Annotated in this window: 21 protein-coding genes; 11 read left to right on the top strand and 10 right to left on the bottom strand. The window is 58.9% G+C overall.

All coding sequences use genetic code 11. The features are described 5' to 3' along the window. Positions 1 to 24: 24 nt before the first annotated feature. From tmk to CSQ92_RS07445, 8 genes are all read left to right on the top strand, one after another. Positions 25 to 666, top strand: a complete 642-nt coding sequence (gene tmk, locus CSQ92_RS07480) for a dTMP kinase (RefSeq protein ID WP_099393731.1) — start codon at positions 25 to 27, stop codon at positions 664 to 666. A gap of 15 nt (positions 667 to 681) precedes the next feature. Continuing rightward, positions 682 to 1,710, top strand: coding sequence for a DNA polymerase III subunit delta' (locus CSQ92_RS07475; protein ID WP_099393730.1), 1,029 nt, complete (start codon positions 682 to 684; stop codon positions 1,708 to 1,710). A gap of 131 nt (positions 1,711 to 1,841) precedes the next feature. Further along, a complete protein-coding gene (locus CSQ92_RS07470; RefSeq protein ID WP_099393729.1) occupies positions 1,842 to 2,228 on the top strand; it encodes a VOC family protein in 387 nt (128 codons plus the stop codon). Positions 2,229 to 2,314: 86 nt separating this feature from the next. After that, positions 2,315 to 3,094 carry a TatD family hydrolase gene (locus tag CSQ92_RS07465; RefSeq protein WP_035819052.1) on the top strand — a complete coding sequence of 260 codons (780 nt, stop codon included), beginning with the start codon at positions 2,315 to 2,317 and terminating at the stop codon, positions 3,092 to 3,094. Between the two features lie 16 nt (positions 3,095 to 3,110). After that, complete coding sequence (locus CSQ92_RS07460; RefSeq protein WP_099393728.1) at positions 3,111 to 3,761, top strand: ankyrin repeat domain-containing protein; 651 nt, start codon at positions 3,111 to 3,113, stop codon at positions 3,759 to 3,761. Positions 3,762 to 4,017: 256 nt separating this feature from the next. Next, positions 4,018 to 4,941 (top strand): methyltransferase domain-containing protein, encoded by a 924-nt coding sequence (locus tag CSQ92_RS07455; protein WP_099393727.1) that lies wholly within the window; start codon positions 4,018 to 4,020, stop codon positions 4,939 to 4,941. Between the two features lie 100 nt (positions 4,942 to 5,041). Beyond that, entirely contained in the window at positions 5,042 to 5,290 is a 249-nt protein-coding gene (locus CSQ92_RS07450) for a hypothetical protein (RefSeq protein WP_099393726.1), read from the top strand. Between the two features lie 153 nt (positions 5,291 to 5,443). Next, the gene (locus tag CSQ92_RS07445; RefSeq protein WP_034784591.1) at positions 5,444 to 5,641 is read left to right on the top strand and encodes a hypothetical protein; all 198 of its coding nucleotides are present in this window, start codon (positions 5,444 to 5,446) and stop codon (positions 5,639 to 5,641) included. A gap of 63 nt (positions 5,642 to 5,704) precedes the next feature. On the opposite strand, the gene CSQ92_RS07440 is transcribed toward CSQ92_RS07445, so the two are convergent. Further along, positions 5,705 to 6,823, bottom strand: coding sequence for a phospholipase A (locus tag CSQ92_RS07440; RefSeq protein ID WP_306532416.1), 1,119 nt, complete (start codon positions 6,821 to 6,823; stop codon positions 5,705 to 5,707). A 299-nt stretch (positions 6,824 to 7,122) separates the two neighbouring features. Here CSQ92_RS07440 and fusA point away from each other — a divergent pair, with 299 nt between their 5' ends. Continuing rightward, complete coding sequence (gene fusA / locus CSQ92_RS07435; RefSeq protein WP_034784639.1) at positions 7,123 to 9,231, top strand: elongation factor G; 2,109 nt, start codon at positions 7,123 to 7,125, stop codon at positions 9,229 to 9,231. Positions 9,232 to 9,319: 88 nt separating this feature from the next. Here fusA and CSQ92_RS07430 read toward each other — a convergent pair whose 3' ends face one another. Genes CSQ92_RS07430 through CSQ92_RS07415 form a run of 4 tightly spaced genes read right to left on the bottom strand, consistent with a single transcriptional unit; the run spans position 9,320 to position 13,976 of the window. Next, positions 9,320 to 10,483: an HlyD family secretion protein gene (locus tag CSQ92_RS07430; protein WP_099393724.1), complete on the bottom strand. Its 1,164-nt coding sequence runs from the start codon at positions 10,481 to 10,483 to the stop codon at positions 9,320 to 9,322. A 21-nt stretch (positions 10,484 to 10,504) separates the two neighbouring features. Further along, on the bottom strand, positions 10,505 to 11,965 hold the full coding sequence (locus tag CSQ92_RS07425) for an efflux transporter outer membrane subunit (RefSeq protein ID WP_257219148.1): 1,461 nt from the start codon (positions 11,963 to 11,965) through the stop codon (positions 10,505 to 10,507). A 5-nt stretch (positions 11,966 to 11,970) separates the two neighbouring features. After that, positions 11,971 to 13,545 carry a DHA2 family efflux MFS transporter permease subunit gene (locus CSQ92_RS07420; protein ID WP_099393722.1) on the bottom strand — a complete coding sequence of 525 codons (1,575 nt, stop codon included), beginning with the start codon at positions 13,543 to 13,545 and terminating at the stop codon, positions 11,971 to 11,973. Then, complete coding sequence (locus tag CSQ92_RS07415) at positions 13,542 to 13,976, bottom strand: MarR family winged helix-turn-helix transcriptional regulator (protein WP_099393721.1); 435 nt, start codon at positions 13,974 to 13,976, stop codon at positions 13,542 to 13,544. Before CSQ92_RS07415 ends, CSQ92_RS07420 begins: the two co-directional genes overlap by 4 nt. A gap of 130 nt (positions 13,977 to 14,106) precedes the next feature. Here CSQ92_RS07415 and CSQ92_RS07410 point away from each other — a divergent pair, with 130 nt between their 5' ends. Beyond that, the gene (locus tag CSQ92_RS07410) at positions 14,107 to 14,637 is read left to right on the top strand and encodes an SRPBCC family protein (RefSeq protein WP_099393720.1); all 531 of its coding nucleotides are present in this window, start codon (positions 14,107 to 14,109) and stop codon (positions 14,635 to 14,637) included. A 302-nt stretch (positions 14,638 to 14,939) separates the two neighbouring features. On the opposite strand, the gene CSQ92_RS28625 is transcribed toward CSQ92_RS07410, so the two are convergent. From CSQ92_RS28625 to CSQ92_RS07390, 5 genes are all read right to left on the bottom strand, one after another. Continuing rightward, entirely contained in the window at positions 14,940 to 15,524 is a 585-nt protein-coding gene (locus CSQ92_RS28625) for a hypothetical protein (RefSeq protein WP_143450309.1), read from the bottom strand. After that, a complete protein-coding gene (locus tag CSQ92_RS07405) occupies positions 15,517 to 15,945 on the bottom strand; it encodes a response regulator (protein WP_180276961.1) in 429 nt (142 codons plus the stop codon). Before CSQ92_RS07405 ends, CSQ92_RS28625 begins: the two co-directional genes overlap by 8 nt. 1 nt (position 15,946) lies before the next feature. Further along, positions 15,947 to 17,728 carry a sensor histidine kinase gene (locus CSQ92_RS07400; RefSeq protein ID WP_099393718.1) on the bottom strand — a complete coding sequence of 594 codons (1,782 nt, stop codon included), beginning with the start codon at positions 17,726 to 17,728 and terminating at the stop codon, positions 15,947 to 15,949. A 443-nt stretch (positions 17,729 to 18,171) separates the two neighbouring features. Then, positions 18,172 to 18,540 carry a hypothetical protein gene (locus CSQ92_RS07395; RefSeq protein WP_143450308.1) on the bottom strand — a complete coding sequence of 123 codons (369 nt, stop codon included), beginning with the start codon at positions 18,538 to 18,540 and terminating at the stop codon, positions 18,172 to 18,174. Beyond that, positions 18,537 to 19,442, bottom strand: coding sequence for an alpha/beta hydrolase (locus tag CSQ92_RS07390; RefSeq protein WP_099393716.1), 906 nt, complete (start codon positions 19,440 to 19,442; stop codon positions 18,537 to 18,539). The genes CSQ92_RS07395 and CSQ92_RS07390 overlap by 4 nt, the downstream gene beginning before the upstream one ends. Before the next feature lie 140 nt (positions 19,443 to 19,582). On the opposite strand from CSQ92_RS07390, the gene CSQ92_RS07385 reads away from it, so the two are divergent. After that, positions 19,583 to 22,783 carry a PAS domain-containing protein gene (locus CSQ92_RS07385; RefSeq protein ID WP_257219147.1) on the top strand — a complete coding sequence of 1,067 codons (3,201 nt, stop codon included), beginning with the start codon at positions 19,583 to 19,585 and terminating at the stop codon, positions 22,781 to 22,783. Positions 22,784 to 22,786: the final 3 nt, after the last annotated feature.

The following is a 22,786-nucleotide window of genomic DNA, read 5'->3' as shown; positions in this document are numbered from 1 at the left end:
TACCATTACAAGATTAAGAGTTTCATGACACAACACTATCAACCGCGCTTCATCACCTTCGAAGGCATCGATGGCGCGGGCAAGTCGACGCATATCGGCTTTGTCACCGACTACCTGCAGCAGCGTGGCGTCAGCCTCGTTTCATCGCGCGAACCGGGCGGCACCAGCCTGGGCGAAAAACTGCGCGAACTGCTGCTGCATGAAAAAATGCACCTGGAAACGGAAGCCTTGCTGATGTTCGCCAGCCGCCGCGAACATATCGCGCAAGTGATCGCGCCAGCCCTCGATCGGGGCGAGTGGGTCATTTCCGACCGCTTCAGCGACGCCAGCTTCGCCTACCAGGGCGGGGGCCGGGGCATGGACTTGCGCAAGATGGAAGCGCTGGAAGCGTGGGTGCACCCGCACTTGCAGCCGGACCTGACGTTCCTGTTCGACGTGCCGCTGGCCGTGGCCCGTGCCCGCCTGGACGCCACGCGTGCGCTCGACAAGTTCGAGCAGGAGCAGGCCGATTTCTTTGCCGCCACGCGCAACGAGTATCTGCGCCGCGCGGCCCAGTTCCCGGAACGCTTCCGCATCATCGATTCCACGCAAAGCATTGCCGATATTCAAGTACAGCTGGCAAAACTGCTTGATGTATTGCTTGAGCAAAGTATTGCAAGCCACTGATTGATAAGGAATAAAATGAATAGTCCTCTCTATCCGTGGCAACAGAACGCCTGGCAGCAATTGCAAGCCTTGCGCCCGCGCATGCCGCACGCCATTTTGTTCCATGGCGCGCAGGGCATCGGCAAGGCCGACTTCATCGAGCATTTCGCGCAGGCATTACTGTGCGAAGACGTGCGCGCCGACGGCCATGCCTGCGGCGCGTGCGCCTCATGCGGCTGGTTTAGCCAGGGCAACCATCCCGATTACCGCCGGGTCCGTCCGGAAGCGCTGGAAGACGACGTGGCCGACGACGGCGAAGAGGGCGAGGGCGCGAAGAAAAGCGCCAAGACCAAGACGCCGTCGAAAGACATCAAGATCGAGCAGATCCGCAACCTGGCCGACTTCATGAATATTTCCACGCACCGCCAGGGCTTGCGCGTGGTGGTGCTGTACCCGGCCGAGGCGCTCAACACGCCCGCGTCCAACGCCTTGCTGAAAACCCTGGAAGAGCCGCCTCCGGGCACTTTGTTCTTGCTGGCTTCGAACAGCCTGGACCGCTTGCTGCCGACCATCTTGTCGCGCTGCAGGAAATTCGCCTTGCCGATGCCCAGCCACGAGCAGGCCTTGACGTGGCTCAAGCAGCAAGGCTTGAACGATGCGGACAGCTGGCTGCGCGAGCAGGGCGGCGCGCCGCTGGCAGCGCTGGCCCAGTCCGAATCGGGCGGCCGCGAAGAAACGGAACAATTGCTGCAAGTCTTGGCTAACCCTGGCGTGGAAGCGGCCCTGAAAGCGGCGGACAAATTACAGAAGTCTCCGCTGGCACCCTTGGTGGCATCGCTCCAGCGCTGGCTGTACGACGTGTTTTCCGTCAAATTGTCCGGCACCATCCGCTACTACCCGCGCCACCGGCGCGAACTGGAAGCGCTGGCAGGACGCATCAACGTGAGCCGGTTGATGGCTGCGATCAAGGCGGCGAACGAACGCCGGGCGATTGCCGAACACCCCTTGTCGCCCAAGCTGTTTCTCGAAGATATGTTGCTCGACTACGCATCCAGTTGTCAATAAAATCAAGTGCTTGCGTGGTCAAGTTAAAGTAAATTATATATTTCTTGGCCCGGCGGAAGGCTCGCCGCATCGTTTGCCACGCCTGGCCCCCGGTGTTACAGTCAAGGCACTGGACAGCAACGGAGGCGTGCATGAAACGAGTCACTGGCATCGGCGGCATCTTTTTCCACGCGCAAGACCCGGCCGCGTTGCGCGCCTGGTACCAGCGCCACCTGGGCCTGGACGTGCAGCCGTGGGGTGGCGCCGCCTTTACCTGGACGGATGCCGATGGCAAGCCCACTGGCGGCACCACTATCTGGTCCGTCGCGGCCAAGGACAACGAACAATTCGCGCCCGGCAAGGCGTCCTTCATGATCAACTACCGCGTCGACGACCTCGACGCGTTGCTGCAAGCCCTGCGCGACGAGGGCTGCAACGTGCTGGAAAAGGCGCCCGATTCCGAGTATGGCCAGTTCGGCTGGGTCATCGATCCCGAGGGCAACAAGGTGGAGCTGTGGCAGCCGCCGCAGGGGCAGTAGGCGAACTGCGCGGGAGTCGTCAGCGGCAGGACGGATTTGCGCCTTCCCCCTGCCAGATTCCGCCCGCTCCGGTACAATCCCGCCTTATGTATATCGATTCCCATTGCCATATCAATTTCCCCGAGCTGGCTGCTCGCATGCCCGAGATCCTCGCCAAGATGGCCGAGAACAAGGTGACACACGCCTTGTGCGTGTCCGTCGACTTGCCGGACTTTCCACAGGTGCTGGCCCTGGCCGAGCAGTATCCGCATATTTTCGCGTCCGTCGGCGTGCATCCCGACTACGAGGACACGCCTGAGCCGTCCGTGGAAGACCTGGTCCGTCTGGCCGACCATCCGAAGATCATCGCCATCGGCGAGACGGGTCTCGACTATTTCCGCCTGACGGGCGACCTGGAGTGGCAGCGCGAGCGTTTCCGCACTCACATCAAAGCTTCAAGAATCACGCGCAAGCCCTTGATTATTCACACAAGAGCGGCCAGCGAAGACACCATACGCATCATGCGCGAAGAGGGCGCGGGCGTGTCGGACGGCGGCGTGGCCGGCGTCATGCATTGCTTTACGGAATCCCTGGAAGTGGCGCGCGCCGCCATAGACATGGGTTTCTATATTTCCTTTTCCGGCATCGTCACGTTCAAGAGCGCGAAAGACTTGCAGGCCGTGGCGCTGGAAGTGCCGCTCGAGCGCATCCTGATCGAGACGGATTCACCGTATCTCGCGCCCGTGCCGTTCCGCGGCCGCATGAACGAGCCCGGCTATGTGGCCCATGTGGCGGAATACCTGTCGACCCTGAAAGGCATCCCGCTGGACCAGGTGGCGAAGCAGACGACGGATAATTTCTTCAAGTTATTCAATCAGTTGCCATAACTTCTTAAGGTCAGTCATGATGAAAAAACTCGCCCTGGCGATGCTGCTGTGCTGCGCCACCGCCAGCCAGGCGGCGCCGGAACCGGACGCCTTCTTCCGCGCCGTGTCCGTGAATAATGCCAGCGGCGTGCGCAGCATGCTGGCGGAAGGCATGAATCCGAACCAGCCTGACGCGCAGCGGGGCGACATTCCCCTCGTGCTGGCCTTGCGCGACGATGCGGACCGGGTGTTCCAGGTGCTGCTCGATGCTCCCGGCATCGACCTGGAAGCCCGTTCAGCCAATGGCAATACGGCACTGATGATGGCCGCCTACAAGCACAAGCAGGACGCCGTGAACGCCTTGCTGGCCAAGGGCGCCAAGGTCAACCAGAGCGGCTGGACGGCGCTTCACTATGCGGCCTCGGCAGGCGACCTGTCCATCATGAAGATATTGCTCGACCGCGACGCCGTGGTCGATGCGCTTGCGCCCGCCAACGTCACGCCGCTGATGTTTGCCGCCCGCGAAGGACAGGAGGGCGCCGTCAAGCTGCTGTTGTCCTGGGGTGCGGACGCCAGCCTGAAAAGCGGCCATGGCTGGACGGCCGTGCAGTTTGCCCAGGCGGGCGACAAGCCCGGCGTGGTCGCCATCATCGAAGCGGCACAGAAGGCGCGCGCAGCCCGCAAGTGATGTTTTAATTTCAATGCTTTCCATGCCAGCGGTGAAACTGGCATGGAATTGCCTCTCACCTCAGCCCTTTGTTCTCCCTGCCGATTAACGATAATGATCGTGTCGCATTAATCAGGAGATACGTCGCATGGGTCATCACATCACCGTCAGGCGCCGGCTGTATTGTCGCCGCCCCTCGCGCAGCCCGTGCGATATCACTGCTTTCTGGAATGACAAAACCGATCGGCCATCGGAGCCAGACTCCAAGAGGACAGACATGCTGAATGAACGAGAAATCGAGAGTTGTTACCTGGGGCAATTTATCCCCGTCCATTACCACCACAATATGTTGATGGACCAGAACCGCATGCACGGGTTCAAGTCGGCGATCGATTACGCGGTAAAACCCGGCATGAAGGTGCTGGAGCTGGGCGGCGGCACGGGCGTGCTGTCGTGGTTTGCGGCCGCGCGCGCCGACAAGGTGTGGTGCGTGGAGTTCAATCCGGACATGGTCAAGGAAGCGCGCAAGATGCTGGCGCTCAATCCCAACGGTGAAAAAGTCGAAGTCGTCCACGCGGACGCCTTCGAATACCTGCCGCCCGAGCCCGTCGATGTGGTCATCTGTGAAATGATCCATGTCGGCATGCTGCGCGAAAAGCAGGTGGAAGTGATCGAATCGTTCAAGCGCCGCTACCTGGCCCGCTTTGGCGGCCCGCTGCCCATCTTCCTGCCCGAAGCCGTCATCATGGCCGTGCAGCCGATGCAGCAGGAATACGATTTCGAGGGTTTTTATGCGCCCATCGTGCAATTCCAGGAAACCACGGCCATTCATCCTGGCGTGCAGGAGCTGGCGCCGCCTTCCGTCTACAGCATCATCGACTTCAGCCAACCGACGGACAATGTGTTCGGCTTTGACGGCAAGTTTGTCGTCGAGCGCAGCGGCACCTTGAACGCCTTGCGTTTCGTCACCAAGAACATCCTGGCCGTGGTGCCCGAGCGCTCGACCACCATCGACTGGCTGAACCACTACATGTGCTTGCCGCTGGCCACGCCGGTGGCGGTGAAGGCGGGCGACGTGCTGCAAGTGAGCTTCCAGTACCGCGCCGGCGGCTCGATTCCCTCGCTGGAAGCGTCGATCCGCGCGCAGGTGATCTACGACGTGAATCTTCAGCCCGCTACGCAGAACGCCGTCTACGCATAAGAATCGTTAATTCCAAGGCAACGCCGCAGCGATTTCATCCTGCGGCGTTTGTCCATTCAGGGTATATTTCGTCTTTTACCCACTGGACAGCTTTACTATCATGGAACAGATCGATCAGCGTTACCTCGTGCAACAGAACAAAATCAGCGATGGCGAGACCAAGCCGCCCGTGTTTGCCAAGGTAATGCGCAGCAAGGAAGGCGTGTTTGAAGGCGTGTCCTTCATCAAGTCGAAGGACAAGGCCACCGTCATGACCATCGAAGATGCCAACCAGGCCATCAAATGGGCCACCAGCAAGAAGCCGAACGCGCATGAATACATCACGAAAGTGATTTGCGTCGGCCAGTAAGTCTCCGTTCATTCCCGTTTTTGCACCGTTCATCCCCGCAGCGCGCAGTTCATCGCATGGCCGTTGCCGCCGTCGCAGCGCTTTCATATAGTGCTGTCACGGTAGCGGGGCAAGCACGGCTTGCTCCGCACATTTCATTCTAGGGGGAACGCGATGCTGGGATTCGTGCTGTGGCTGCTGCTCTTGCTGGTGTGCTGGCCCCTGGCCTTGCTGGCCCTCGTGCTGTATCCGCTGGCCTGGCTGCTGTTGCTGCCATTCCGCTTGATCGGTATCGGCGTGGAAGGCGTGTTCGAATTGCTGCGCGCCATCGTCATGCTGCCGGCGCGCGTGCTGGGCGGCGGCCGGCGATAAACCCGATATTTCCCATAAAAAATGGCGCCATTGGCGCCATTTTTGTTTGCGGTACTGCCTGGCTTACAGGTCGACCATGAAACCGGCGCCGATCGATTTCTGCGAATAGTTGTAGTCGATCAAGCTCTGGCCATAGCCGGAGAACAGTTGCAGATAGCCTTTCAGGTTGGCCTTCAATGGGAAAGCCCAGCTGGCCTGCATGGAGCCATGCTTCTTGCTGAAATTGCGGCGGGCCGTCACGGCGTACTCGTGGCCCTTGTTGCGGTAGCTCACGCGCAAGTCGCCATGCCCCATGTAATCGGTGATGTCGATATTGTCATTGTCGGTCTTGCCATTGTCGAGGCGGTGCCAGACGCGCGTCGTGACGGCCAGGTTGTCCTTCTCCATGCCCAGCTCGGCATATACGCGGTTCCAGCTGCGCGACAGGGTCGACGTCTGTCCGTTGGACTGGTGCACGAGGCCGAAGTTCAGATAATTGAATTCCACGCCCGCGAAATTCTTGTTGATCGGCAAGATCAGCATCAGCTCAGGCTGGTAATTGGTCTCGCGGAAGGGGCTCGATGCCTTGCGGTTATACGCCTGCCAGAAACTTTGCTGCGTGTAGCCGAACCACATGTCGATGGGCGTGCCGGCGATGTCTTCCAGCAGCTTCATCTTGAAGCTGAGCTGGAATGTCAATTCCACATGCTGGCTCTTGATGCCGGCCGGCGTGAAATCCTGGAACGGTTCGTCGTTCGAAGCGTCGCTGTAATTGGCCAGCAGCAGATAGGTGTCGCGGTGCGGGCGGAAGTTGAACAGGCCGCGCTTGGACGCTTCGTTCAGTTCCCACGATTGCTGCGTGCGCGAAATCGGCGCTTCCGGTGGCGCCGCGCCAGCCTGCGCGATGGCGGGAATGGCGGCGTTGACGGCGTCCGGCGTGGCCACGCCCGGCGGACTGACTGGCGTGAGGGGGGCGACCTCGGCAGCGGCAGCCAGGGTCACTGCCGCGGTGGCGGGATCGCCGCCGGCGGCGATGGTGGCTTTTTCCGCCGCCTTGGCCAGGGTGTCGAAGCAGCCCAGGCGGGCACTGGCGTCACCGAGGACGGCGCAACGCTGCATTTGTTGTTCCAGTTCGCCGGCCATGGCCAGCGCCGGCGATGCCAGCAGGGAGGAAAGGATTATTTTTCTTAGTTGGATAGTCATAAGCTGAGTAGGGCATGTCGTTCGGTGCGCACCTGGGCTGCATGCCGGCGGCGTCGCCTTGCATGGCAGGATGCCATGCGTATTGATTTTTATTAATCTTTGTTGAATTAAAGTTCAAAAATTAATGTCTGGGAAGTATAGCCGAATCCGCAATTAGCCTCCGCGTCGCTGGCGTGCGCGGGCCTGCTGGTGTTGTGCGCTTGGTAAACGGTACGCTGCCGTGCCGCCCAAATCGATGTCTGCTACACTGGAAAACCGGCGCAAACCCAGTGATGCCGGGGCTAGCCATGGAGATTGTGATGACCCGCAAAACACCTATCGAGCGCTACCGCAACATCGGCATCAGCGCCCATATCGACGCCGGCAAGACCACCACCACCGAGCGCATCCTGTTTTATACGGGGGTCAATCACAAGATCGGCGAAGTGCACAACGGTGCCGCCACCATGGACTGGATGGAGCAGGAACAGGAACGGGGCATCACCATCACCTCGGCCGCCACCACGGCCTTCTGGAAAGGCATGGCAGGTAATTTCCCCGAACACCGTATCAATATCATCGATACGCCGGGCCACGTGGATTTCACGATTGAAGTCGAGCGCTCGATGCGCGTGCTCGACGGCGCCGTGATGGTCTACGATGCCGTCGGCGGCGTGCAGCCGCAATCGGAAACCGTCTGGCGGCAAGCGAATAAATACCATGTGCCGCGCATAGCCTTCATCAACAAGATGGACCGGGTGGGTGCGGACTTTTTGCGCGTGCGCAAGCAGATCGCCGAGCGCCTGAAGGGCGTGGCCGTGCCCATCCAGCTGCCCATCGGCGCTGAAGACCATTTCACTGGCGTGATCGACTTGCTGAAAATGCGCGCCATTACCTGGGACGACGCCAGCCAGGGGGTGCAGTTCAGCTATGGCGAGATTCCCGCGGAACTACAGGCGCAGGCGCAGGAGTGGCATGACCACATGGTCGAGAACGCGGCCGAAGCCACGCTGGAGATGACGGAACGCTACCTGAATGGCGACACGTTTACGGAAGCCGAGCTCAAGCAAGCCTTGCGCGCGCGCACCATCCGCAACGAGATCGTGCCCATGCTGTGCGGCAGCGCCTTCAAGAACAAGGGCGTGCAGGCGATGCTCGATGCCGTCATCGAATACCTGCCGTCACCGATGGAAGTGCCGCCCATCATGGGCCATGACGAGCATGACAACGAGGTGGAGCGCCACCCGACGGACGACGAGCATTTCTCGGCCCTGGCCTTCAAGATCATGACGGACCCGTTCGTGGGGCAGCTGACCTTCTTCCGCGTGTATTCGGGCGTGGTGAATTCGGGCGACATGGTCTACAACCCCACCAAGAGCGCGCGCGAACGGCTGGGGCGCATCCTGCAGATGCACGCGAACGAGCGCAAGGAAATCAAGGAAGTGTATGCGGGCGACATCGCCGCCGCCGTGGGCCTGAAAGCCGTCACCACGGGCGACACCCTGTGCGCCATCGACCACATCATCGTGCTGGAAAAGATGATTTTCCCGGAACCCGTGATTTCCCAGGCTGTCGAACCGAAGACCAAGCCTGACCAGGAAAAGATGGGCATCGCCCTGAACCGCCTGGCGCAGGAAGATCCGTCGTTCAGGGTCCATACGGATGAAGAGTCGGGCCAGACCATCATGTCGGGCATGGGCGAATTGCACCTGGAAATCCTGGTCGACCGCATGCGCCGCGAATTCGGCGTGGAAGCCAATGTCGGCAAGCCGCAGGTGGCGTACCGGGAAACCATCACGCGCGCGGTGGAAGACGTGGAGGGCAAGTTCGTCAAGCAATCGGGCGGACGGGGCCAGTACGGCCACGTGGTGCTGAAACTGGAACCCTTGCCGCCAGGCACCGGCTACCAGTTCGTCGACGCCATCAAGGGTGGCGTGGTGCCGCGCGAGTTCATCCCGGCCGTCGACAAGGGCATCGCCGAAACCCTCAAGTCGGGCGTGCTGGCCGGCTATCCGGTCGTCGACGTGAAGGCCACGTTGACGTTCGGCTCCTACCACGACGTCGATTCGAACGAAAACGCGTTTCGCATGGCCGGCTCCATCGCCTTCAAGGATGGCATGCGCAAAGCGTCGCCCGTGCTGCTGGAACCGATGATGCAGGTGGAGGCGGAAACGCCGGAAGAATTCATGGGCAACGTCATGGGCGACCTGACGGCCCGCCGCGGCATGGTGCAGGGCGTCGACGACATCCCTGGCGGCGCGGGGCGCATCGTCAAGGCCCTGGTGCCGCTGGCCGAGATGTTCGGTTACTCGACAACCTTGCGTTCGCTGACCCAGGGCCGCGCCACCTACACGATGGAATTCAAGCACTATGCGGCCGTGCCCAAGCATATACTCGACCAGGTGGCGGCGGCGGGCAAAGCCAAGTAGGCCGGATTAGCGGGGCAAAACCCCGCGTAATCCGACAACATTGATGGTGGTGTCGGCTTACGCGCGTTGCGCTAACCCGACCTACGCATCAATTCAGAAGATTCTGCGCAATGATCGCATCGGCCATCTCCTCCGCCTCGTCCACCGGCTGTTCCAGTGCCTTGGTCGTGTAGACGGTGGACGCCACCATCGGCTGGTCCAACGTCGCGCCTTCGCCATGGCTGGTATCGACCGTCACCGTGGTCGACAGGCCGATGCGCAGCGGGTGGGCGGCCAATTCCCTGGCATCGAGCGTGACGCGCACGGGCACGCGCTGCACCACCTTGATCCAGTTGCCCGTGGCGTTTTGCGCCGGCAACAGGGAAAACGCACTGCCCGTGCCGGCCGACATGCCCAGTACCTTGCCGTGGTAGACCACCTTGCTGCCATATAAGTCCGTTTCGATGGTGGCCGCCTGGCCCACGCGGATATTGCGCAATTCGGATTCCTTGAAGTTGGCATCGACCCATAACTGGTCCAGCGGCACGATGGACATCAGGGGCGTGCCCGGCGTCACGTGCGTGCCCAGCTGTACGCTGCGCTTGGCGACGTAGCCCGAGACGGGCGCGACCACGGCATTGCGGCGCACGGCCAGCCACGCCTGCAGCACGTCGCTCCGGGCCGACAGGACGGCCGGATGGCTGGCCAGGTTCACGCCGGCCACGCCCGATTTGGCGGATTCGGCCTGGCGCTGGGCCACCGTCAAGGCCGCTTTCGCGTCGTCGACGGCCTGTTTCGCATGGGCCAGGTCTTCGCCGGAAATCGTCTGGTCCGCCGCCAGCGGCGCGCGGCGCGCCAGGTTGCCCTGCGCCGTGGCCAGCGCCAGGCGGCGCTGCCCGATGACGGCGTCGTATTGCGCCACATTGGCATAGCGCTCGCGCTCCTGGCGCACGACGTTGCCCAGCCGTGCCTCGGCCTGGCTCAGGGCCAGCTCCGCATCGATGGCGTTCAGGGTGATCAGGGGCGCGCCCGCCTTGACCATTTGCGTCTCGTCGGCGCGGATGGCGTCGACATTGCCCGTCACTTGCGCGGACAGGGTGACCAGGTTGCCGCCCACATAGGCGTTGTCCGTGACTTCTTCCTTGGCCAGCACCAGCTGGTAATACGCGCCCCAGGCCGCGCCAGCCGCGAGAAAGGCGACCGTGATGGCGATGAGGACGGCCTTGCGCTTGCCGGGCTGTTCCGTTTGGGTGGTGGTGGTATCGCTGCTCATGATGTGTTCCGTAATCGATGGTTATTGTTTGGCCGTGGCGTTGGCGGAAAAGTCGCTGCCGCCCCGGTAGCCGCCGCCCAGGGCCACGGTCAGGTTGATTTCCGCGTTCTGGCGCTGGTTTTGCAGCTGCATGCCCAGGTCCACCTGGCCGCGCACGGTCATTTCCGCATTCAGCTGGGTGGCGCGGTCGGCCAGACCTTGCTTGAGTCGCGCATTCGCATTGTGCAACTGCGCTTCGCTGGCGCGCAGGTTTTCCTGCTGCAGGCGCAGCTGGTTTTCCACGCCTTGCACCCTGGCGCCCGCCTGCGCCACATCGCGTACGACATTGAAGACGCTCTGGTTGTAGTCGGCGATCAGTTCATTGCGCTGGCTGCGCGCGCCGCCGAGCTGCGCCTGCAAGCGGCCGCTGTCGAACAGCGGCAAGGACAGTGCCGGGCCGATGAACAGGGTGCGGCTGCCGGACTGCAGCAGCTTGCCCAGTGTTATCGCATCCAGGCCAAACGAGGCGCTCAAGTCGATATCGGGGTAGAACGACGCCTGCGCCGCTTCGATATTGCTCATGGCTGCCTGCACCCGCCAGCGCGCCGCCTGCAAGTCGGGCCGGCGCGCCAGCAATTCCATGCCCAGCTTGCCGGGCAGGGCGTGCGGCAGCGCCTGTGCCTCTTTCGGCTGCAGATTGGCCAGGGCCGAGGTATCCGCACCCAAGGATGTTCCCAACAGCGCGCGCAAGGCTTCCCGTTCCGTGACGACCTGCGTTTCCAGCAGCGCGATCTGCTGCTGCAGCAAGCTCAAACGCGTTTGCGCGGACAAATGGTCGTCGCTGACACCGAGGCCGTTGGCGATGCGTTTTTCCTTGTCCAGTACCAGTTGCTGCTGCAACTTGACCAGCGCATGCAGGTTATCCATGCGAGCCCAGCCATTTTGCATGCTGAAGTAGTGGCGGGCGATCTCGGCGGCCAGCATCTGTTCCGCCATCGCGTATTCGGCACGGCGGGCGTTGACTTCGCCCAGGCTGGCCGCGATCTGCGCCTTGTGCTTGCCCCACCAGTCGAGGTCGTAATGGGCTTGCATGCCCACGGTCACCTCGTTGTAGTAATTGCCGCCGATGGGGGCGGGCATCAGGCCGTTGGCGGAATAGCGCTGGCGGCCGGCATTCGCGCTGGCGTCCATCCTGGGGCCGCGCTGCGCATGCTGCGCGTCAAACGCGGACAGGGCCGAGCCGATGCGGGCATTCGCCACGTCCAGGCTGGGGCTGCTGGACAGGGCGTTGTCAATCAGCTGGTTCAGCTGATCGTCCTGGAACTGGCGCCACCATTGCGCGGCGGGCCAGCCTTCGCTGGCCAGGTGGATGTCGGCCGCCAGCTGCATCGTGGCCAGGTCTTGCTGCGGCAACTGCTGCGTGTCGGGCGGGATGCTGGCGCAGCCGGCCAGGGCCAAACTGAGCGCCAATATGCGCAGGGAGAGTTTCATAGATGTGTGCATGAGGGTTATTCCATGGCCGCGTGGTCGACCACGACGGGCGCATTCTTCTTCGGTGGTTTGATCAGGAGCAAGAGCGGCAGCACGAGGATGGTCAGCCACATCATCAGCCAGAAGTCGTCGAGGTAGGCGATCATCGACGCCTGCCGCGTGATTTCGCCATTCAAGGCCGCCATGCCGGAAGCTGTCCCCAGGTTGTAGACGCTGGCAATGGCGGGGTCATGCAGGGCCGGGTTGGCGATATTGATGTGTTCCGTCAAGGACGCATGGGCGATCTGCGTATTGCGCACCAACAAGGTCTGCACGAGGGCGATGCCGATGCTGCTGCCGATATTGCGCACCAGGCTGTAGATGGCCGTGCCTTCCGCCCGCATCTGCGGCGACAGGGTGGCAAACGTGGCCGCGCTCAGGGGCACGAAGACGAGGCCCAGACCGATGCCCTGGATGATGCCGTTCCACACAACGGTCTTCGGCACCAGGTCCAGGGTGAAATTGGCCATTTGCCACAGCGAGAACGCGGTAATCGAAAAACCCACGCCCAGCAGGATGCGCGTGTCGACCCTGCCCGTCAGCTTGCCGACGATCAACATGGCCAGCATCGTGCCCAGCCCGCTGGGGGCAGTGACGAGGCCGGCAATCGCCGCCGGGTAGTTCATCAAGCCTTGCAGCATCGACGGCGTCAGCGCGCGGGTGGCGAACAGCACCATGCCGACGATGAAGATGAACAGCAAGCCGCTCACATAGTTTGAGTTCTTCAACAGGCGGTAGTCGAGGAAGGACTTGCCGGCCGGGCGCAAGGCCGTATGGGCGATAAAGTAGCACAAGCTCATGGCCAGCACGATGGCTTCGATCCACGTTTCCGTGGAAGAAAACCAGTCGTTCTGCTCGCCCCGGTCCAGCAGCATCTGCAGCGCGCCGATCGACAGGCTCAGGGTGGCAAAGCCGAACATGTCAAAGTTCATGCGGCGGTTCGGCGGGTCCTTGCGGATGTAGCGCCAGATGCCATAGAAGGCCATGGCGCCGATGGGGATATTGATGAAGAAGACCCAGCGCCAGCTGTAGCTGTCTGTCAGCCAGCCGCCCAAGGTCGGTCCCAGGATGGGGCCGATCATCACGCCCATGCCCCAGATGGCCATGGCCGAGCCGTGTTTCTCGCGCGGATTGATGTCGAGCAGCACCGCCTGCGACAGCGGCACCAGCGCCGCGCCGAATACGCCTTGCAGCAGACGTGCCGCGACGATCTCGGACAGGGTGGCGGACAAGCCGCACAGCACGGAAGCGAGCGTGAAGCCGGCCACGGAAACGAGAAAGGTGTTCTTCTGGCCGAAACGGTCGCACAGCCAGCCCGTCAGGGGCGTGGCGATGGCGGCGGCAACGATGAAGGAGGTGAGTACCCAGGTAATCTGGTCTTGCGAGGCGGACAGGCTGCCCTGCATGTGGGGCAGGGCGACGTTGGCGATGGTGCCGTCAAGCGCCTGGATGATGGTGGCGAGCATGATCGAAATCGTGATCATGCGCCGGTTCAGGGTGGGGTCTTGTGAAGCGGGCAGCGCCGGTGTGGCGCCGGCTGTGGCCGAACTCATGCGGATTTCTCCGTGGCCGCCTGCAAGGCTTCCAGCAGTTCGGTGGCGGCCAGCAGTTGATCGGGATCAATTCCCTGCAGCAGTTCCTTGCGGAAGCCATCCGCTTCCTTGCGCACGGTGTCATACACCTGCAGGCCCGCCTCGGTCAGCACGACGCGTTTCACGCGGCGGTCCGTTTCCGATGGCTGGCGCTGCACGAAGCCCGATTTCACGAGGCGGTCCAGCATCGACACCATGGTGGGGTTTTCCACGCCCAGCTGGTGGGCCAGCTCGCTTTGCGACGGCGGCTGCGGCGACTTGGCGATCATGGCGATACACATCCAGCTCGCTTGCCCCAGGTCCAGGTCTTTCAGGCGCCGGTCGATGGCATGGCGCCAGCCGCGCGCCGTCTTGTGGAGGGCGGCGGAAAAGCGCTCTTCGATAGAAGTCATAAGGTGAGTCGTCTAATGGTTAGGTATCTAACTAATATTCTAGCATGCGCGTTTGGCAGGCGTACAGGCCTTCCCGTTTATCGGCGCCGCTGGTACATTAGTGCCAGACCATCATCCTCAGGAGAGCGCCATGACCACCGCAGAACAGAAGCAGGACGGACAGCACCGCGACAGCAGCGACTTTGTCATCACGCAAACTTTCGACGCGCCGCGCGAACTGGTGTTTCAATCGTGGGTGGAGCCGGAGCGCCTGGCCCAATGGTGGGGTCCCGTCGGCTTCGAATTGAGCGTGCTGGCGCTGGATCTCAAACCGGGTGGAGTCTTCCACTACGGCATGCGCGCCGACAATGGCTATGAGATGTGGGGCAAGTTCACCTACCAGTCCATTGAAGCGCCTGAACGCATCGTGTCGATCCTGTCATTTGCCGACAAGCAGGGCAATGCCGTGCAGCATCCGGTCAGCGCTACCTGGCCTTTGGAATCGTTCAATACCATGACGCTTACCGAGGAAAACGGCAAGACGACGATGACCTTGGGGTCCACGCCGCACAAGGCGACGGATGAGCAGCATGAGACTTTCAAGCAGGGGTTTGAGTCGATGAAGGAGGGGTTCAAGGCGACCTTCGCCCAGCTGGCACAGTATCTGGCGCGGGTTCAGTGATCGTATTGTTTTGAACGGCGGGCCTGAGTCGCGGGCCTGAGAAAATGACCATGGCTGCGTTGCTTGGGCTCGCCGTACATGCGTACTGTCTTCGCCCGCGCGCCTTGCCCTGGCAATTTTTCAGGCTCGCTTGGCCCGGGGAGCCTTTATTTGAGGCGCGGGCGTGTTCTTGTAAAGTAGCTAGTTGGCGCTTTATCTACTCATGTTTCCGTCGAAAATAATCTCATAAAGAGGAAGCATTATTTTCTTTCGTTATTTAATTATTTAAAATGATAATTTTATTTTAAATATTTTTTTAAGTATCAATTAAATAATGCCGGATCAAAAGTGGGAATTCCCTCGTCATTGCACACAGCTTTCAGTGCCTTATCGGATGTCACCAAAAGTCCGTTCACCCCTCTGCTACGTGCTTCCTTGACCACTCCAGCTACCATTGCGTCATGTGATCCGAACGCATACCGATCAGCATATTTAATTAAAAGATCTTTTGCAAGCTGAAGATGAGGCCTAATAGTGGGTACTATTTCTCCGCGTATATATCCACGTTTATTCTCGATGTCATCTAAAATTTTTAGAAATGCACGATAAACTTTAATTTTCATCCTATTTCGCCCACGAAACACACAAGTATGTGAACAGTTCGAGAATGCAGTGTCTAGCAAAATTTCCTTCGTGCATTGTTCATGTCGAGTTGAAGCACCACCACGCCTGTATTTGCCCAACACGGAATGAATTTCCATGGAAACAATTTCTGGTAGGAAAAATTCCATTACCCCACCATTGTTAATTTTAAGTTGCAATTGACTGAGTCCTAATGGCGGCGGATTCTGAAATATCATTGCGTATGCATTCGTGTCCAAGAAAAATACCTCAGGCATTTCACTCATAAAACGTACCTTTCGGCAAGGACTGCACTAAAGCTTTTCTTTCTTCTTCACTAAACGGGTCAAGCCGAGCTTTAACTTTATCAACCGTCTCCCAAAGGTCGGCAGCGCCGCCCTTACTAATGAATCCATCCACCCCTAAGTTTATTAGTTTCTTCATTACAGGTGGATCTTGATAATTAGTGTAAACAATCACATCGACATATTCATCAATGCGGCGTATGTGTTCTAAAACTTCATCGCCGGACATTTCTGGTAACTTCAGGTCCAATATTATAAGATCGAACTTACCTTTCGCCATTACTTCCAAAGCATCACGTCCAGACGTGACAGCAGTAACGGAAATTCCTTCCATTTCTAGTGCCTTACTCAACATCTCCGCAGTTTTAAGCTCGTCCTCAACTAACAACACAAGATTATTCATATTATTTATTTCCTCTTGGTAATTCCACAAAAAATGCAGCACCGGCATTCATTTTTTCATCAACAGATATCCGTCCACCTAACATTGTAATTACATTCCAAACAATAAAAAGGCCAAGTCCTTCGCCTTTTCCTGGGGGTTTCGTTGAGAAAAATGGATCGAATATCTTTCTTCTATTCTGCTTTGGAATGCCTACTCCTGTATCGGAAAATACTATCCTTATACTATCTCTCTTATCAAATACTTTAATTGATATTTTTTTCTCAGATGCATTCTTTTTTTCTCGAATTGCATCTATTGCATTTAACAGCAAGTTACTTATTAGTTGATCAAATTTTACAGGATCGGCGTAATATTTAACTACTTTTCCAGTTCGGAATTCAGTTGTAATTTTTCCCTCTGTCAGCCTTGCAGTTTCACCTTTAAGTCTGGCTTGGATTCTTTCTATAATATCAAATTCTTGTTCGATACCTTTACTTGAAGTAAGTGGCGATAGTCGGCTTATTAATCCACCCATCCTCTCCGTTTCTTGAAGAATAGAATCAAATATCCGAAATACTTCTTCTTCCGTCATCCCTCTTTTTAATACTCTTCTATAGAACTGTATTGTGTATCTAATATTTGTAATTGGTTGCCCAAGTTCATGAGATATGCCGGTAGTGAGATCGCTGATGGCAGCAAGTTGTTTTTGATGCTCTAGTTGTGAGTAAAGCTCGCTTACTTTAGACGCTAACTCAAAACCGCTTTCCTCTTCTTCATTCGCAAATTTCTCAGGTGTCCGCCTTTTAGAACTTTCGATTAAGCCCTGAATCTTTACTTCAACACGCCGGAGTTCCTCGAGCATGCCGAAGCGGATGTAGAAATTTCTAAGTGTACGCAAAACAGCATGGTTTTGTGCAAAACTTTTATCAATTTGACGTAGAATCGAGTTTAGATCTAGCTCCTGCTTTCGAGCCTCATAGTAATAGACTAATTCATATAAAACGTTAAATTCATTTATTTCTAAAATTTCTGGATATGCGGATAGAATAGTATCTACTTCCTCATAACTTCTTATTTTTCTACAAATCCTAAATAAGGATCTAATTGCTACCGCGTCGCGTCGAAAATATATTAATTCTTTGGCTACTTTTATCGCGCTATCATATCTTTCGAATTTTTCATATAGGGAAATACAATACAAGTCAATTTGGAAAGTCGAATCTGTCCTCTCTCTATTTAGAATATACTCATCCAATATATAGGGAACCTGATTCGTAAAATCTTGTTCTACCAACCTCTCTTGCAAAACTAACCTTTCAAAGTTTTTCTTGTCCGAGGAAACAAGTAATTCAGCAAATGTCCTAACATGATCAAATTCTTGAACCAACCTTTTTACAGGAGAGATCTCGGAATCTACCACTGCAATATAATTTTTTAGAAAAGGGTTGTTAGAATCTGCATCTATTAAGGCAAGCCGAATTTTTTCCGCCATAACCTGAAATTTCTCGAAAGATGTTGATTTCTTAAATCGAAAAAATCTTCTTGAAAAGTCACGAAGGGAGTTTGGCGAATTCAGCGACATGCGCATGAAAATTAAAAAATTTTCAAAGGCGTCGTCGATTTTCTGAGATTCAAAATACAGATCTGTAATAATCTTAAAATAGAATGAATCATTTGGGAATGTTTTTATTGCGGAAAGACAAAGTTGAATAGCATTCTCTGTCTCGCCACTATCCCTCATGGCCTTAATTTCTCTTGATCGTTCAAGCCGAAGAAATCGATCATCAAGTAAAAGTTCCATATTAATTATTCTGCCTCGATGCAATAGTGGGTATGCGGAAAAATAAGCGCTAAACTCGCATCTGTGCTTGGGAATTTAAAAATATAAAGGATATAGTCTACTGTTGGCTGTTTGCTGTCACGAATACTGCCCGCTATTCGTAGATATTCTCGCAGTAAAAAAATAGCCAGCTTTCCCCAAGATGATGTCACTGAAAGACCCTACATGGCGCCGAATCCTGAATTCTCAGTCCTTGAACCTGTAGTATCCAAAAAAGGTTTCGATAGTTTAATTTCCCCAGTGCAGAGTATCTCTCTGTCGATCAATGGCCAAAAGAGGTCTGCTTTTAGCCGATAGCGGCACCAGAGCATAACGGATTGCCATGTGGAAAAAGTCACACATTGTCACTTTAACGTAAATGACAGTTTTTGCCGTTCCCCCACACACACATTGTCGGTCGATAGCTATCTGTAGCTGCAGCTTATGGCGAACTGTTCCAGGTTTTGCATTTCGCCGTTCACCTTGACCGTCAAGCCTATGCCGGGACTCACGTAGCAGCCGATGTATTGCGTAATGTCCAATTTGTGGCTTATGAAAGTCGTCGGTTTTTTGAGCATGTAGTAGTCGGTGTTGTCGAAGCGCAAGCTGGATTTCTTACCCAGCAGGCCTGCGCGCATATATTGTTTAATGATCTTGCACGAGGCGCCCGTGCGTTCGGTCGTGCCGTGTTTGAGTTGCATTGCGTGCATCACTGCTCTTGAGTGACCGGGTGTCAGTGGCGAGTGACAGGCGGTAGACGCGGCATGCAGGGTGAGGGCGACGGCGTGTCTCATTGCGCTTCCATCCCCAACATCCCCCGCACCACCGGCAATATCATCCCCCAGGCATTCGACGTCGCCGCAATCTCGTCATAATGACTGGCCCCAGGCAAGATCAACACTTCCGCATGGTCGCCGGCCAGCTTGGCCTTGGCCGCATAGTCGTGCGCGACGCGGGGCGGGGAGATCGTGTCGAGCTCGCCTGTGATCAGGACGGTGCGGCTGCCGTTGGGCATCAGGTCGGCCGCGTTGGTGTCGCTGTAGATGTCTGGGCGCTCGGCGCTGGCGCTGCCTGCCAGTTGCGCGATGTCGCGCTCGCAGCTGGTTTTGATCAAGTCCTTTTCATGGCGCAGGTCGGCCAGGCCGCCCAGGCTGACGATGTTTTTCACTGGCAGGAACTTGTCGCGGTACAAGGGGCTGGACTTCGGCAGTTTTTCCCGTCCGGCGATCCACTGCACCAGCTGGCCGCCGGCCGAGTGGCCCATGGCGACGATGCGGTTTACGTCCAGCTGGTACCGGGGCGCGTGCTGCTGCAGGCTGTCGAGCGCCGCGTGCATGTCTTCGTAGGTGCCCGGATAGCCGCCGCCCGGCTCGTCCACCCGCCGGTACTCGACATTCCATACGGCGATGCCTTGCGCGACGAGGGCGCCGGCCACGTTGCGCATTTGCCGGATGCCGCCGAAGGCCACCGTCCAGCAACCGCCATGCACGAGCACGACGACGGGGAATGGTCCGCTGCCTTCGGGCCGGAACACCTGCGCGTATTGCGACGGCGCGGGGCCATAGGCGATCTGCGCCGTGGGCGGAGGGCCGTTCAGGGCCAGGTAGTCGTCCAGGCTCATGGGGGCGGCGACGGCGCCGTGGGCGGAGGCGAGCAGGGCGGTGGCGATCAGGGAGGACGGCAAGGAGGTAGGCATGCTGGGATTCGATTGAGAAGAGAGCAACACTTTAGCATAGGGCCGCGTGGGCGCAGAGATCAAGCGGTGCGCTGTTTTCCTCCTGCAAGAGGGGTGCCCCATGGTATATTTCGGGCATCAGTTTTCCCCTTATCGACACGGTGCACGCAAACAACATTCTTTCCTTGCTGGACGCCGAGCATACTGCGCTGGGCAGCATCGCGGCAGGCGCCAACCTGGCCCATGCATTGGAGCATTTGTTGCAGGCGCTGCAAGACCTGGCCGACGGCGGCGCGCATGCCTGCCTGGCGCTCATCGACGAAGCCGACCGCTTTTGCGGCTTGTCCGCGCCCAGCCTGCCGCAAGACCTGTGCCTGGCCTTGCGCCACGGCGGCGACCAGCCATCCCCGTTCGGCACGGCCGCCTTTTCCGGCGCACCCGTGTATTGCGGCGACATCACGCGCGACGTGAACTGGAGCGCGGGACGCAAGGAAGCCATGCTGCACGGCTACCGCGCCTGCTGGGTCGCCCCGGTGTTTGGCGCCAAGGGGCATATCCTGGGCGTGCTGGGCCTGTTTTTCCAGGCGCCATGCCATCCCACGCAACCCGAGATCGAATTGCTGGCGCTGGCCGCGCGCGTGGCCGCGCATGTCATCGAACGGGGCCAGCTGGAACAATCGCTGCACGACAGCCGCGAACACTTCCATTACGCCATCGAACTGAACACGCAAGTGCTGTGGACGGCCGACGTCGACGGCAAGCTCGATTATGTGGCGCAGCGCTGGCGCGAATGGACGGGCGGCGGCGGCCTGGGCACCAGCTGGCTGGACGCCATCCACCCCGAGGACGTGCCCTATTCCTTGGCGGCCTGGAGCGAAGCGGTGGGTAGTGGCCAACCTTTCGACCAGGAAATGCGCGTGCGCCGGCAGGACGGCCAGTACCGCTGGATGCATTCGCGCGCGTATTGCCGGCAGGACGAGCGCGGCCAGCCCGCGAAATGGTATGGCTCGTGCGAGGATATCGACGAGCACTGGCAGGCGCGCAATGCCTTGCTCGACAGCGAAGCGCAGTTCCGTTCGCTCGCCTCCACCATGCCGAACCAGGCCTGGCTGGCGCATGGCAGCGGTGCCACCTACTGGGTCAACGAGCAGGTCTGCGACTACACGGGGCAATCGCTGAAGTCGCTGGTCACCAGCGGTTTTCGCCACTGCGTGCATCCGGACGACATGCTGTCCACCCAGCAGAGCTGGGACCGGGCCGTCGCTACCGCCAGCGCCTATGAACACGAATTCCGCATGCGCCGCGCCAGCGACGGCGCCTACCGCTGGTTCCTAGCGCGCGCCTTGCCGCTGTTCGACGAGGCGGGCACGGTGCTGCGCTGGGTAGGCACGAATACGGACGTGCAGGAACAGAAGAACGTGCTGGAAAAGATGGCTTACCTGAATTCCTCGCTGGAAGTGGAAATGGCCAACCGCACTGCCGACCGCGACCGCATGTGGCGGCTGTCGACCGACATCATGCTGGTGGCGGACCTGGCCGGCATGATCATCGCCGTCAATCCCGCCTGGAGCCAGATCCTGGACCGGCCGGAAATCGAGTCGCTGGGCATGGATTTCATCAGCCTCGTGCATCCCGACGACCGCATGGCCGCCTTGAAGGACTTGTCGCGCCTGGCCCATGGCGCGCCCACCTTGCGCATGGAAAACCGCTACCGGCGCCGCGATGGCGGCTACCGCTGGATTTCCTGGACGGCCGTGCCGGCGCAAAAGCTGATCCACGCCATCGGCCGCGACGTCACCGATGAAAAAGAGGCGCGGCTGGCACTGGTGCGCAGCGAGCAAGCCTTATTGCAGGCACAGAAGCTGGAATCGATCGGCAAGCTGACGGGCGGCGTGGCCCACGATTTCAATAACGTCCTGCAAATTATCTCGGGCAATCTGCAGTTGCTGAAACTGACGGTGGCCGACAATCCGCAGGCGGCCAGGCGCCTCGCTTCGGCTGCCTCGGCTGTCGAGCGGGGCGCCAAACTGTCGTCGCAACTGCTGGCCTTTGCGCGGCGTCAACCTTTGCGGCCGCTGGTGACGGACCTGGGGCGTTTGCTGCGCCGCATGCATGAGTTGATCCGTCGCGCCCTGGGCGAGGCGATTGCCGAGGAAACCTTCATCAGCGAAGGCTTGTGGCATACCCTGGTCGACCCGAACCAGATGGAAAACGTGCTGCTGAACATGGCCATCAACGCGCGCGACGCGATGCAGAAGGGCGGGCGCCTGACTTTTACCTTGAGCAATGTCACGCTCGATGCCGCCTACGCCAGCCGGCATGCGGACGTGCTGGAGGGGCAATACGTGCTGCTGACCATTACCGACACGGGCCACGGCATGGCGCGCGACGTGATCGACCAGATATTCGAGCCGTTCTTCACCACCAAGCGTGAAGGCGAGGGCACGGGCCTGGGCCTGTCCATGGCCTACGGCTTCATCCGCCAGAGCGCGGGCCACATCAAGGTGCACAGCGCGCCGGGCGCCGGCACGACGTTCAAGATTTATCTGCCCCGTTCGCTGGAAACGCTGGCCGAGCCGCCACCTGGCCTGACGGGCCCCGTGCTGGGCGGCAGCGAGACCATCCTCGTGGTGGAAGACGACGCTCCTGTGCAACATACCGTGGTCGACATGCTGCGCGGCCTCGGCTACGACGTGCTGCATGCGGATGATGGCGCCTCGGCGCTGGCCCTGCTGGGCACAGGCGTGGCCATCGACCTGCTGTTTACGGACGTGGTCATGCCGGGCCCCGTCAGCAGCAAGGAGCTGGCGCAGCAGGCCAAATTGCTGCTGCCGGAGCTGGCCATCTTGTTTACCTCGGGTTACACGCACAATGCCATCATGCAGGGCGGGCGGCTGGACCCGGGCGTGGAGCTGTTGAGCAAACCCTACCAGCGCGAAGACCTGGCGCGGCGCATCCGCCATTTGCTGGCCGACCGCCGCCTGGTGGGTGCGCCCGACCCGTCCGGGCGGCGCATCCTGCTGGTGGAAGATAATGACGATGCACGCGAAATGACGACGGAAATGCTCAATATGCTGGGCCACACCGTGCACGGCGTGTCCAGCGCGGAAGAAGCCTTGCCCCTGCTGGCCTTGCCGGGCCTGGACGTGCTGGTGACGGACATCAGCCTGCCCACCATGTCCGGCCTGGAACTGGCGCGCCATGCGCGCGCGCACTGGCCGCAGCTGGACGTGGTGTTTGCTTCCGGCCACGACTGGGGCGCCAGCCTGATGCAGGACGCCAGCGCGCGTTTTCTGCGCAAGCCGTTTGGCCTGGAAGAGCTGGCCGGCGCACTGAAGGCGCGCCGGCTCGACGTTTACTAGACG

The organism is Janthinobacterium sp. BJB446, from assembly GCF_002735655.1.
Taxonomy (GTDB): Bacteria; Pseudomonadota; Gammaproteobacteria; order Burkholderiales; family Burkholderiaceae_D; genus Janthinobacterium; species Janthinobacterium lividum.
Note: the sequence above shows the minus strand (reverse complement) of the source record. Positions and strands in the feature narration are given on the sequence as shown.